This is a genomic window from Ramlibacter henchirensis, from assembly GCF_004682015.1.
Classification (GTDB): Bacteria; Pseudomonadota; Gammaproteobacteria; order Burkholderiales; family Burkholderiaceae_C; genus Ramlibacter; species Ramlibacter henchirensis.
The window spans coordinates 2,238,679-2,251,311 of the sequence record NZ_SMLM01000001.1; the positions used below are offsets into that span (position 1 = coordinate 2,238,679).

Consider the following 12,633-nt stretch of genomic DNA (forward strand, 5'->3'; position numbering starts at 1 on the left):
TCAACGTGCCCGCCATGCCCGACGCTCCCGTTTTCCAGCCTGCCGATCCCGGTTTCGAAGCGCGCGTGCGCGCCAGCTTCGCGCGGCAGACCGCGATGACGACGATCGGCGCGACCATGGTTCGGGCAGAGCCCGGCGAAGTCGAGGTCCAGCTGCCCTGGGCCGCGCACCTGACGCAGCAGCACGGCTTCCTGCACGGCGGCATCATCGGCGCCGCGCTCGACTCGGCCTGCGGCTATGCGGGTTCCACCCTGATGCCGGCCGAAGTGGGCGTCCTCAGCATCGAATACAAGATCAACTTCGTCGCGCCCGCGCGCGGCCAGCGCTTCCGGATGGTGGGCACGGTGGTCAAGCCGGGCCGCACCATCACCGTCGTCGAGGGACGCGCCTTCGCCGTCGAGGACGGCCGCGAGAAGCTCGTCGCCACGATGAGCACGACGCTGATGGTCGTCGCCGGCCGCGACGACGTGAAACATTGAAGAGAGAGACAAGGAGCACCCCATGAACCTGCCGGGCCTGAACTTCCAGCTGGGCGAGGACATCGACGCGCTGCGCGAAGCCGTGCGCTCGTTCGCCGAAACCGAGATCGCGCCGCGCGCGGCCGAGATCGACCGCAGCGACCAGTTCCCGATGGACCTGTGGCGCAAGTTCGGCGAGCTCGGCGTGCTGGGCATCACCGTGTCCGAGGAATACGGCGGCGCCAACATGGGCTACCTGGCGCACATGGTGGCGATGGAGGAGATCTCGCGCGCCTCGGCTTCGGTCGGCCTGTCGTACGGTGCGCACAGCAACCTGTGCGTCAACCAGATCCGCCGCAACGGCAACGAGGCCCAAAGGCGCAAGTACCTGCCCAAGCTGATCTCCGGCGAGCACGTCGGGGCGCTGGCGATGAGCGAGGCGGGCGCGGGCAGCGACGTCATCTCCATGAAGCTGCGCGCCGAAGACAAGGGCGGCTACTACGTCCTCAACGGCACGAAGTTCTGGATCACCAACGGTCCGGATGCCGACACGCTCGTGGTCTACGCGAAGACGGAGCCCGAGCTGGGCGCGCGCGGCGTCACCGCCTTCCTGATCGAGAAGGGCATGAAGGGCTTCTCCATCGCCCAGAAGCTCGACAAGCTGGGCATGCGCGGCAGCCACACCGGCGAGCTCGTGTTCCAGAACGTCGAGGTGCCGGCCGAGAACGTGTTGGGCGCGGTGAACGGCGGCGCCAAGGTGCTGATGTCGGGCCTGGACTACGAGCGGGCGGTGCTGGCCGCGGGCCCCATCGGCCTGATGCAGTCCGTGATGGACAACGTCGTGCCCTACATCCACGACCGCAAGCAGTTCGGCCAGAGCATCGGTGAGTTCCAGCTCATCCAGGGCAAGGTGGCCGACATGTACACCGTGCTGCAGGCGGCGCGCGCCTTCTGCTACACGGTGGGCAAGAACCTGGACATGGTGGGCAGCGAGCACGTGCGCCAGGTGCGCAAAGATTGCGCTTCCGTGATCCTGTGGTGCGCCGAGAAGGCCACCTGGATGGCAGGCGAGGGCATCCAGATCTTCGGGGGCAATGGCTACATCAACGAATACCCGCTCGGCCGCCTCTGGCGCGACGCCAAGCTCTACGAGATCGGCGCCGGCACCAGCGAGATCCGCCGCATGCTCATCGGGCGCGAACTCTTCGCGGAAACGATGTAGTCCCTCGACAATAAGCGCATGGCCGAGATCCAAGACCTGTTCACCCACAACCGCGCCTGGGCCGCGCAGATGGAGCGCGAGCGGCCCGGCTTCTTCACCAGCCTGAAGAACCAGCAGAAGCCCAAGTTCATGTGGATCGGCTGCAGCGACAGCCGCGTGCCCGCCAACCAGATCACCGGGCTGGAACCGGGCGAGGTGTTCGTGCACCGCAACGTCGCCAACGTCGTGGTGCATTCGGACCTGAATGCGCTGTCGGCGATCCAGTTCGCGGTCGAGATGCTGAAGGTCGAGCACGTGATGGTGGTCGGCCACTACGGCTGCGGCGGCGTGCTGGCGGCGCTGGACAACGTGCGGGTCGGCCTGGCCGACAACTGGATCCGACACATCCAGGACGTGCGCGACCGGCACCGCGGCATCCTCGACAACATCGCGCCGGACAAGCGCGGCGACGCCCTGGTGGACCTGAACGTCATCGAGCAGGTGGTCAACGTCTGCGTCAGCACCGTGATGACGGATGCGTGGGCCAAGGGCCAGAAGATCACGGTGCACGGCTGGGCGTACGGCGTGCACGACGGCCTGCTGCAGGACCTGCACATGGACGTTTCCAGCGCGGATGCCATCGAGCCTCTGTACCGCGCCGCGGTGCACGGCGTTGTGGAGGCGCGCCGTTAGCACAGTCAAATCCATGTTCCCGCAGCGCCTGGACTCCCCGCTGGCCTACGACATCGCCAAGGCGATGCTCGACGGCTTCAACCGGCACTACCGGCTGTTCCGCCTGGAGTCGCAGCGCGCCAAGCACCGCTTCGAGACGGCGGACTGGCACGGCCAGCAGCGAGCGCAGCGCGAGCGCATCGAGTTCTACGACCTGCGCGTGAAGGAAGCGGTGGCGCGGCTCGAGAAGGAGTTTCGCGCCGGCGAGCAGCCGATGGAGGTGTGGCACCAGGTCAAGCTGCACTACATCGGCCTTTTGATCGAGCACCACCAGCCGGAGCTGGCGGAGACCTTCTTCAACTCGGTCACCACCAAGATCCTGCACCGCACCTACTTCCACAACGACTTCATCTTCGTGCGCCCGGCGGTCAGCACCGAGTACATCGAGAACGACGAGCCGGCCGCCGCGCCGACCTACCGCGCCTACTACCCGACGCGCGAGACGCTGCACGAGAACATCGTGCGCATCATCACCAACTTCCGCCTGCAGCTGCCCTTCGAGGACCTGGACCGCGATGCGCGCCACGTGCTGGCCGCCGTGGGCGCGCGGCTGTCGCAGGTGAAGCTGCGCGCCAACTTCCAGATCCAGGTGCTGTCGTCCCTGTTCTTCCGCAACAAGGGCGCGTACGTGGTGGGCAAACTGATCAACGGCTTCAACGAAGTACCGTTCGCACTGCCCATCCTGCACAACCAGCAGGGCAAGCTGGTGGTGGACGCCTGCCTGTTCGGCGAGGACGACCTGCAGATGCTGTTCTCCTTCGCCCGCGCCTACTTCATGGTGGACATGGAGATCCCCGCGGCCTACGTGCAGTTCCTGCGCTCGCTGATGCCGCGCAAGCCGCGCGCCGAGATCTACAACGCGCTCGGCCTGGCCAAGCAGGGCAAGACGCTGTTCTACCGGGACTTCCTCTACCACCTGAAGCACTCGAGCGACAAGTTCCGCATCGCGCCGGGCATCAAGGGCATGGTGATGCTGGTGTTCGACCTGCCCTCGTTCCCCTACGTCTTCAAGGTGATCAAGGACTACTACCCGCCGCAGAAGGACACCACGCGCGAGCAGATCAAGCGCAAGTACCTGCTGGTCAAGCAGCACGACCGCGTGGGCCGCATGGCGGACACGCTGGAGTACAGCGAGGTGGCGTTCGCGCGGGACCGGTTCGAGGAAGACCTGATCGAGGAGATCCGCGAGTTCGCGCCCAGCCAGCTGGAGATCAGCGACCGCGACGGCGACGGCCACGAGGAAGTGATCATCAAGCACCTCTACATCGAGAGGCGCATGATCCCGCTCAACATCTACCTGCAGGAAGCGTTCGATGCGGGCGCCACCGACCAGGTCGAGCGTGCCGTCGTCGAATACGGCAACGCGATCAAGGACCTGGTGGCCGCCAACATCTTCCCGGGCGACATGCTGTGGAAGAACTTCGGCGTCACGCGCAACGGCAAGGTCGTCTTCTACGACTACGACGAGATCGAATACCTCACGGAGTGCAACTTCCGCAAGGTGCCCGCCGCGCGCAACGAGGAGGAGGAGATGTCCGGCGAGGTCTGGTATTCCGTCGGGCCGAAGGACGTCTTCCCGGAAACCTTCGAACCCTTCCTGCTGGGCAACCCGTCCGTGCGCGAGGTGTTCCTGGCCCACCACGGCGACCTGCTCGATGCGGAGTTCTGGCAGGGCCACAAGGCGCGCATCCAGGCCGGCCACGTGCACGACGTGTTCCCGTACGAGCACGACAAGCGCTTCGAGCACACCGCTGCGAGGGTCCACGGATGAGCGCGCAGCTGTGGGAGGTCGCCAGCTGGGTTGTCACCGTGCTCGGCCTGCCGGTGGCGATCGTCATCTTCATCTGGCAGGAGCGCAAGGAACGCGACAACGAAGAGGAAGAGCAGTACCAGCTGCTGTCCAACGCGTACATCGACTTCCTCAAGGTCGTGCTGGCGCACCCCGACCTGCAGCTGCGCGCCAACGAGCCGCTGCAGAACCCCACGGCCGAGCAGCGCGAGCGCATGCTGGTCATCTTCGATATGCTGATGTCGCTGTTCGAGCGGGCCTACCTGGTGGCCTACAAGGACGACATGGGCGATGTCGACCGGCGCCGCTGGAACAGCTGGGACGACTACATGCGCGAATGGTGCCGCCGCGAAGACTTCCGCAACCTCCTCCCGCAGCTGCTGCGCGGCGAGGACCCGGAGTTCCAGACCTACCTGCGCCGCATCGCAGACGAGGAACGCGATGCACCCGAATCCCAACCCTTCACCCTCACAGGAGTCAAACATGGCTGAATCCGTCGTCATCGTCAGCGCCGCCCGCACCCCCATGGGATCGTTCCAGGGCGACTTCTCCACCCTCTCCGCGCACGACCTCGGCGGCGCCGCCATCCGCGCGGCCGTCGAGCGCGCCGGCATCCCGGCCGACGCGGTGAGCGAGGTGCTGTTCGGCAATTGCCTGATGGCCGGCCAGGGCCAGGCGCCCGCGCGGCAGGCCGCGTTCAAGGGCGGGCTGCCCAAGAGCGCCGGCGCCGTGACGCTCTCCAAGATGTGCGGCTCCGGCATGAAGGCCGCGATGTTCGCGCACGACATGCTGCTGGCCGGCAGCCACGAGGTGATGATCGCCGGCGGCATGGAGAGCATGACCAACGCGCCCTACCTGCTGCTCAAGGGCCGCGGCGGCTACCGCATGGGCCACGACAAGGTGTACGACCACATGATGCTGGACGGCCTGGAGGACGCGTACGAGCCGGGCCGCTCGATGGGCACCTTCGGCGAGGACTGCGCCGCCAAGTACAAGTTCACCCGCGAGGCGCAGGACGCTTTTGCCGTTGCCTCGGTGACTCGCGCGCAGAAGGCGACCGAGTCCGGCGCCTTCGCCACCGAGATCACGCCCGTAACGGTGAAGACCCGCGCCGGCGAATCGGTGATCAGCAAGGACGAGGGCCCCGGCAAGGTCAAGCTGGACAAGGTCGCGACGCTCAAGCCCGCGTTCAAGAAGGACGGCACGATCACCGCCGCTTCCTCTTCCAGCATCAACGACGGCGCCGCGGCGCTGGTGATGATGACCGAGAGCACGGCCAGGCGCCTGAACTGCAAGCCGATCGCGCGGCTGGTCGGGCACGCGATGCATGCGCAGGAGCCGAACTGGTTCACCACCGCGCCGGTCGGCGCCACCCAGAAGCTGCTGGCCAGGACCGGCTGGAAAGTGGCCGACGTCGACCTGTGGGAAGTGAACGAAGCGTTCGCCGTGGTGCCGATGGCGCTGATGGAGGAACTGAAGGTTTCGCACGACATCGTCAACGTCAACGGCGGCGCGTGCGCGCTCGGCCACCCGATCGGTGCCTCCGGCGCCCGCATCATGGTCACGCTGATCCATGCCCTAAAGGCGCGCGGCGGCAAGCGCGGCGTCGCCACGCTGTGCATCGGCGGCGGCGAAGGGACGGCGGTGGCGCTCGAGCTGATCTGAAAACAGCCGTACGCAGAGAACGCGAAAACGAGCGCAGAAAGCGCGGAAACACTTCAAGAATCGTTTGGCGTTTTCTGCGTCCTTTCTGCGCCTTCTGCGTACGGCAGTCCAAGACCGTCATCCAACATGGCCACCACCCTCATCCTCGGCGCCTCGCGCGGCATCGGCCTGGAGTTCGTGCGTCAGTACCGCGCGGCCGGCGACCGCGTGGTGGCCACCGCGCGTGACGCGCAGGGGCTGAAGAAGCTCGAGGACCTCGGCGCCCGCGCCCTGAAGCTGGACGTGGCCGACCCGGCCAGCGCCGGCGGACTGTCGCGGCAGCTCGATGGCGACAAGTTCGACGTCGCGGTTTACGTTGCGGGCGTCTATAGCACCGCGGGAGCGAAGGAGCCACCCACGCAGCAGGAGTTCGACCGCGTGATGCGCACCAACGTGCTGGGCGCGATGCAGGTGATCCCGCAGGTGGGTCCGCTGGTCGAGCAGGCAGGCGGCCGCTTCGTCTTCATCACCAGCGGCATGGGCCACATCGCCGGCACTTCTTCCAGCTATGGGTGGCTGTACCGCGCCAGCAAGGCGGCGCTCAACATGGCCGTGCGCGCGGCCAGCCACGACTACCCGCGCGCGATCTTCATCGCCATGAGCCCGGGCTGGGTGAAGACCGACATGGGCGGCCCCGGCGCGCCGCTCACGCCGCAGCAGAGCGTCTCCGCCATGCGTGAGGCGATCGCGCGGTTCAAGCCCGCCGACAGCGGCACCTTGCGCGACCACGACGGTTCGCAGTTCGACGGCTGGTGAGGCGCCGGCCTCGCCACGATCCCGCACCACCATGCTGCTCACGCCCGACCAGGAAATGATCCGCGACGCCGTGCGTGCGTTCGCGAAGGAACAGCTCTGGCCGCATGCGGCGCGCTGGGACAAGGAGCACACGTTTCCGCGCGAGGCGCACCGGGGCTTGGCGGCGCTCGGCGCCTACGGCATCTGCGTGCCCGAGGAGTACGGCGGTGCGGGCCTCGACTACGTGAGCCTGGCGCTGGTGTTGGAAGAAATCGCCGCGGGCGACGGTGGCACCAGCACGGCGATCAGCGTCACCAACTGCCCGGTGAACGCGATCCTCATGCGGTATGGCAACGCGCAGCAGAAGAAGCGCTGGCTGGCGCCGCTGGCGCAGGGCGAGCTGCTCGGTGCTTTCTGCCTCACGGAACCGCATGTCGGCAGCGACGCCTCGGCGTTGCGCACCACGGCCTCGCGCGAAGGCGGCCACTACGTGATCAACGGCGTCAAGCAGTTCATCACCAGCGGCAAATACGGCCACCTCGCGGTCGTCATCGCCGTCACCGACAAGGGGGCGGGCAAGAAGGGCATGAGCGCCTTCCTGGTTCCCACCGACACGCCCGGCTACGTCGTTGCGCGGCTGGAGGACAAGGTCGGCCAGCATTCCAGCGACACGGCGCAGATCAACTTCGACAGCTGCCGCATCCCGGCCGAGAACCTGATCGGCGAGGAAGGCGAGGGCTACCGCATCGCGCTGTCGGCGCTCGAAGGCGGGCGCATCGGCATCGCCGCGCAAAGCCTGGGCATGGCTCGAAGCGCGTTCGAGGTCGCGGTGGATTACGCGAAGGAGCGGCAGAGCTTCGGCACCGCCATCTTCAACCACCAGGCCGTGGGCTTTCGCCTCGCCGACTGCGCGACGCAGCTCGAAGCGGCCCGGCAACTGATCTGGCATGCGGCCAGCCTGCGCGACGCGGGCCGGCCCTGCCTGAAGGAAGCGGCCATGGCCAAGCTGTTCGCCAGCGAGATGGCCGAGCGCGTCTGCAGCGCCGCCATCCAGACGCTGGGCGGCTACGGCTACGTCAACGACTTCCCCGTCGAGCGCATCTGGCGCGACGTGCGCGTGTGCCAGATCTACGAGGGCACGTCCGACGTCCAGAAGATCATCATCCAGCGGGCCTTATGAGGATCGTCATCCTCGGCGCGGGGCGTGTCGGCGAAAGCGTGGCCGAGAGCCTGGTCTCCGAACGCAACGACATCACGCTCGTCGACCCCGACGCCCACCGCCTGCGCGAGCTGGAGGAAAGGCTGGAGCTGCGCGGCCTGCCCGGCAATGGCGTGCATCCGTCCACCCTGGAGCGCGCGGGCATGGGCGACGCCGACATGCTGATCGCCTGCGCCGCCCAGGACGAGACCAACCTCGTGGCCTGCAAGATCGCGCATGACGTGTTCGGCGTGCCGACGACGGTCGCGCGCCTGCGCTCGCCTGAGTTCGAGGGCGGCAGCAAGCTGCTCGAGCGCGGGGGCTTCGCGGTGGACCACGTGATCTGCCCGGAAGAGTCGGTGGTGCGCTACATCCAGAAGCTGATCGAGTACCCGGAGGCGCTGCAGGTTCTGGAATTCGCCAAGGGCCGGGCGCAGCTGGTGGCCGTGCGCGTCACGCGCAGCAGCCGTTACGGCGGCCGCCCGCTCGGCGAGTTCTACAAGGACTTCGCGGACGTGCCGGTGCGGGTCGTGGCCATCTACCGCGAGGATTCGGAGCAGCCCTGCGATGCGGGCACCAAGGTGCAGGTGGGCGACGAGGTGTTCCTGCTGGCCGACCAGCACAGCCTGCGCAAGGTGCTGAAGGCGGTGCACAGCTCCGACAAGCCGGTGCGCCGCGTGATGATCGCCGGTGGCGGCAACGTCGGCCTGCGGCTGGCGCGGCGCCTTCGCGGGGTGGTCGACGTCAAGCTCATCGAGCGCTTCGACAAGCGCTGCGAGTACCTCGCGACGCAGCTGCCGGTGGACATGCTGGTGCTGCAGGGCGACGGCACCGACGAGGAGCTGCTGGCCGACGAGAACGTCGACAACATGGACTTCTTCCTGGCGCTCACCAGCGACGACGAGGACAACATCCTCTCGGCCATGCTGGCCAAGCGGCTCGGCGCACGGCGCGTGCTGGCGCTGATCAACCGCCGCGCGTATGCCGACCTGATCCAGGGCAGCACGATCGACATCGCGCTGTCGCCGGCCCAGACCGTGATCGGCGAGCTGCTCGCGCACGTGCGCCGCGGCGACGTGGTGGCGGTGCACAGCCTGCGGCGCGGCATGGCCGAGGCGCTGGAAGGCGTGGCGCACGGCGACGCCAAGACCTCGCGCTTGGTCGGCCGCACCGTGCCCGAGATCGACGCGCTGCTGCCCGACGGCGTGCGTCTCGGCGCAGTGGTGCGCGGCGAAGGCGACGCCCAGCGCGTTCTGATGCCCAGCCCCGAGACGCGCATCGAGAGCGACGACCACCTCATCATCTTCATCCCCAAGAAGAAGCTGGTGCGCGAGGTGGAGAGGCTGTTCCAGGTGAGCGCCACCTTCTTCTGATGGAAAGCCTCGGCCCCGTCCTGTCGGTGGTGGGCCGCGTGCTGCTGGGGTTCGCCGCGGCGTTCCTGGTGCCCTTGGCGTGGGCCGCCCTGGACGAACCGGGCCTGCGGCAGGTGTGGGCGCTTGGCTTCGCCGGCACGCTCGCGTCGGGCGCGCTGCTGGCGCTGCTCACCCGGCGCTTCCGCCGCGAGCTGCAGCCCAAGGACGGCTTTCTGCTCGTCACCGCGGTGTGGCTGACGCTGCCGGCCTTCGCGGCCGTCCCGCTGCTGTTCACCGTGCCGGGCCTCGGCCCGGCCCACGCCTATTTTGAGGCGATGAGCGCGCTCACCGCCACCGGCGGCACGGCCTTGTCCGGTCTGGACCGGCTGCCGGTGTCAGTCAACGTGTGGCGGTGCTTCCTGCAGTTCCTCGGCGGCTTGGGGATCATCCTGCTGGTGGTCGCGGTGCTCCCGCTGCTGGGCCTGGGGGGCGTGCAGCTCTATCGCGCCGAGGCGCCCGGGCCGCTGAAGGACGCCAAGCTCACGCCGCGCATCGCCGAGACCGCGCGCGGCCTGTGGACCGTGTACTTCGCCGTCTCCGGCGCCTGCCTGCTCGCGTACCGCTGGGCCGGCATGTCGTGGCCAGACGCCTTCATGCACATGTGCAGCACCATGGGCCTGGGCGGCTTCTCTTCTCACGACGCCAGCTTCGCGTACTGGGATTCACCCCTCATCGAGGGCGTCGCCATCTTCTTCATGGCGATCTCGGGCATCAGCTTCGCCCGCTACTTCATCGCGTGGCGGCTGCGCTCTGTGCGAGGCCTTTTGGCCGACACCGAGGTGCGGGCCTACGTCGGCGTGCTCGTCGGTTCGATCGTGCTGCTCGCGCTGCTGCTGGAGGAGCACGGCACCTACGACGACCTCAGGAGCTCGCTGCGCGCGGCGGCCTTCCAGGTGGTCTCGCTGGCCACGACCACCGGCTACGCGTCGACCGACTATTCGCTGTGGCCGGTGTTCGCGCCGGTACTGCTGATCTTCCTCGGCTGCTTCGTCTCGTGCGCCGGCTCCACCGGCGGCGGCATCAAGATGGTCCGCATGCTGCTGCTGGTCAAGCAGGCGCGGCGCGAGCTGGTGCGAATCATCCATCCGCGCGTGATCAATCCCGTCACGCTCGGCGGCACGCCGGTGTCCGGGCAGGTCATCGCCAACGTGCTGGCGTACATGCTGATCTACGGGGCCAGCCTGATCGGCCTGACCATGCTGCTGCTGCTCTCCGGGCTGGACCTGGTGACGGCGTTCTCCGCCGTGATCGTCTGCGTGAACAACATCGGCCCGGGACTGGGGCTCGTGGGCCCGGCCAACCACTTCGGCGTGCTGACCGAGTTCCAGCTCTGGGTCCTGAGCTTCGGCATGCTGGTCGGCCGGCTGGAGCTGCTGTCGGTGTTCGTGCTGTTCACCGGCCAGTTCTGGCGCAAGTGAGCGGCCTGTACGATGCCGTCCCGATGACTTTTCCTTCCCGTTACGACGCCGTGCTGTTCGACTGCGACGGCGTGCTGGTCGACAGCGAACCCATCACCAACGGCGTGCTGCGCGAGATGCTCCAGGAGCTGGGCTGGACGCTGACCGCGGCCGAGTGCATGCGTCTTTTCATCGGCAAGGCCGTCAAGGACGAACGCGCCCTCATCGAGGCCCGCACCGGCCGGCCGCTCACGGAGGAGTGGCTGGCGCTGTTCCGGCACCGCCGCAACGAGAGGCTGGAGCAGCAGCTGCGGCCGATCGAAGGCGCGGCCGAGGCAGTGGCGGCGGTGCATGCCGCATGCGAAGGCCGCATCGCCTGCGCCAGCGGCGCCGACCGCTTGAAGGTCGAACTGCAACTGGCCAAGTGCGGCCTGATGCGCTGGTTCGAGGGCCGCATCTTCACCGGGCACGAGCTTCCCCGCTCCAAGCCCGCGCCCGACGTGTACCTCGCGGCCGCAGCCGCGGTGGGCACCGACCCGCGACGCTGCGCGGTGGTGGAGGACACGGTCACCGGCGTCACCGCAGGCGTCGCGGCGGGGACCACGGTGTTCGGCTACAGCCCGCCGGAAGCGGGCCACGATGCGCCCGCCGCGCTGCTCGCGGCGGGTGCGGTGCGGATCTTCACGAGCATGCGCGATCTGCCGGCGCTGCTGGCCTGACGTCGCTCACCAACTCGCCGCCATCGAATCCGCCGAGAACCGCGGATCGCGCGTGATGGAGCCCAGGTCCACGAACTCCATCTGCGACAGCGGGATGTTGCGCAGCTCGCCGAACAGGCTGCTGCCCCAGGCGGTGTTCGGCTCGCCCTGCACATAGAAGTCCTGGCCGATGTCGGCCACGTACAGGCCGTAGCGCTTGGCCGCCAAGGCGATGGCCTTGGCGTGCGGCGACCAGCTGTCGGGGATGACGAAGCTGGCCTTGAGCCGCAGCAGCGCACCGAAGGGGATCCCGCCGGGCGTGTCGCCGCCGGCGAAGTGGCGCGCGGGCCAGACGAAGCTGCGTGCGATCACCGCGTCCCGGAAGGTCACGCGAAGCGCGTGGCGGATCTCGCCGCTCGCGGCCTCGGCGGCCTTGGCCAGGAAAGGCGTGATCGGCAGGCCGGCCGCGTCGCCCGCGGTCCAGCTCGACGGGCGCATCGCCAGCGACTTCAGGTCCCACGCCGCGCTGGACATCGTGTACCACTGGCCGCCGATCGGATACGTGGCGTAGCCTTCCCAGAGGCGGCAGGCGCCCTGTTCGACCACCAGCACATGGTGGTCGCCGCAGGTGTTCGGATCGTGGCAGGCGCCGCCTTCGTTCTTCACGTTGGTGCGCGGGAAGGGAAAGCGGCGTTGCGCGGCCGGCACCGTGCTGCAGCCGCGCTTGAGCGTGTAGCCGCCGGCGCCATCGGCCACCGCACAGTCGCTTTCGTGCGGCCAGCCCACCTGGCTGCTCACGCCCGAGGGGCTGAAGTCGTACTGCACCTGCGCCCAGTCCGTCGTGGCCGCCGTGCCGTCGACCACGTTGACGGGCATGCCGAAGTACGAGTCCCGCTGCGTCGGGTCCTCGTAGCGCCACCAGTCGGCGCGAAACGGTGTCGAGGGGCCGACGGACGCGATCCACGCATCGCTGCTGGGATGCGCCGGGAAGCGGCTGGTGTCGTCGATGCGGGTGTTGAACACCGCCTGCGGCGGGAACATCTCGCAGGCGCCCAGCTGCGGGCTCGCGCCGGGTGCGCCCGTGGCAGGGTCCGTGCCCGGCGCGGCGATCGTGCTGCCGGCGGGGATGCCGGCGGCCGTGCCGCCTCCACCGCCGCCGCAAGCGATGAGGGTGGCCACGGCGCCCGCCGTGGCCAGCAGGGCGATCGCGCCCCTGTGGTTCTTCTTTTTCATCTTTCCTCCAGGCTCAGCAATTCGCTGACCCGCATCGTCTGCGGCGGCCGCGGCTTACAACCGTGTCGAGGTGAAA

The 12,633-nt window shown here is 68.2% G+C and carries 12 protein-coding genes; 11 read left to right on the top strand and 1 reads right to left on the bottom strand.

From position 1 onward, the window contains the following. Positions 1-14 precede the first annotated feature (14 nt). The 11 genes from EZ313_RS11050 to EZ313_RS11100 all read left to right on the top strand — a co-directional run bounded on the left by EZ313_RS11050 (position 15) and on the right by EZ313_RS11100 (position 11,345). Entirely contained in the window at positions 15-479 is a 465-nt protein-coding gene (locus EZ313_RS11050; RefSeq protein ID WP_135263200.1) for a PaaI family thioesterase, read from the top strand. Between the two features lie 22 nt (positions 480-501). Continuing rightward, positions 502-1,680, top strand: a complete 1,179-nt coding sequence (locus EZ313_RS11055; RefSeq protein ID WP_135263201.1) for an isovaleryl-CoA dehydrogenase — start codon at positions 502-504, stop codon at positions 1,678-1,680. A gap of 18 nt (positions 1,681-1,698) precedes the next feature. Continuing rightward, on the top strand, positions 1,699-2,352 hold the full coding sequence (gene can / locus EZ313_RS11060) for a carbonate dehydratase (protein WP_135263202.1): 654 nt from the start codon (positions 1,699-1,701) through the stop codon (positions 2,350-2,352). Between the two features lie 13 nt (positions 2,353-2,365). Further along, positions 2,366-4,162, top strand: coding sequence for a bifunctional isocitrate dehydrogenase kinase/phosphatase (gene aceK / locus EZ313_RS11065; RefSeq protein ID WP_135263203.1), 1,797 nt, complete (start codon positions 2,366-2,368; stop codon positions 4,160-4,162). Next, positions 4,159-4,671, top strand: a complete 513-nt coding sequence (locus EZ313_RS11070; RefSeq protein ID WP_135263204.1) for a hypothetical protein — start codon at positions 4,159-4,161, stop codon at positions 4,669-4,671. The genes aceK and EZ313_RS11070 overlap by 4 nt, the downstream gene beginning before the upstream one ends. After that, a complete protein-coding gene (locus tag EZ313_RS11075) occupies positions 4,664-5,845 on the top strand; it encodes an acetyl-CoA C-acyltransferase (protein ID WP_135263205.1) in 1,182 nt (393 codons plus the stop codon). Before EZ313_RS11070 ends, EZ313_RS11075 begins: the two co-directional genes overlap by 8 nt. A gap of 126 nt (positions 5,846-5,971) precedes the next feature. Next, positions 5,972-6,640 (top strand): SDR family oxidoreductase, encoded by a 669-nt coding sequence (locus tag EZ313_RS11080; protein WP_135263206.1) that lies wholly within the window; start codon positions 5,972-5,974, stop codon positions 6,638-6,640. 31 nt (positions 6,641-6,671) lie between these two features. Then, positions 6,672-7,799: an acyl-CoA dehydrogenase family protein gene (locus EZ313_RS11085; protein WP_135263207.1), complete on the top strand. Its 1,128-nt coding sequence runs from the start codon at positions 6,672-6,674 to the stop codon at positions 7,797-7,799. Next, on the top strand, positions 7,796-9,190 hold the full coding sequence (trkA, locus tag EZ313_RS11090) for a Trk system potassium transporter TrkA (RefSeq protein WP_135263208.1): 1,395 nt from the start codon (positions 7,796-7,798) through the stop codon (positions 9,188-9,190). Before EZ313_RS11085 ends, trkA begins: the two co-directional genes overlap by 4 nt. Beyond that, positions 9,190-10,647, top strand: a complete 1,458-nt coding sequence (locus EZ313_RS11095; protein WP_135263209.1) for a TrkH family potassium uptake protein — start codon at positions 9,190-9,192, stop codon at positions 10,645-10,647. The genes trkA and EZ313_RS11095 overlap by 1 nt, the downstream gene beginning before the upstream one ends. Positions 10,648-10,670: 23 nt before the next feature. Continuing rightward, positions 10,671-11,345, top strand: coding sequence for an HAD family hydrolase (locus EZ313_RS11100; protein WP_135263210.1), 675 nt, complete (start codon positions 10,671-10,673; stop codon positions 11,343-11,345). Positions 11,346-11,351: 6 nt separating this feature from the next. Here EZ313_RS11100 and EZ313_RS11105 read toward each other — a convergent pair whose 3' ends face one another. Beyond that, the gene (locus EZ313_RS11105) at positions 11,352-12,557 is read right to left on the bottom strand and encodes a hypothetical protein (RefSeq protein WP_135263211.1); all 1,206 of its coding nucleotides are present in this window, start codon (positions 12,555-12,557) and stop codon (positions 11,352-11,354) included. Between the last annotated feature and the right edge of the window lie 76 nt (positions 12,558-12,633).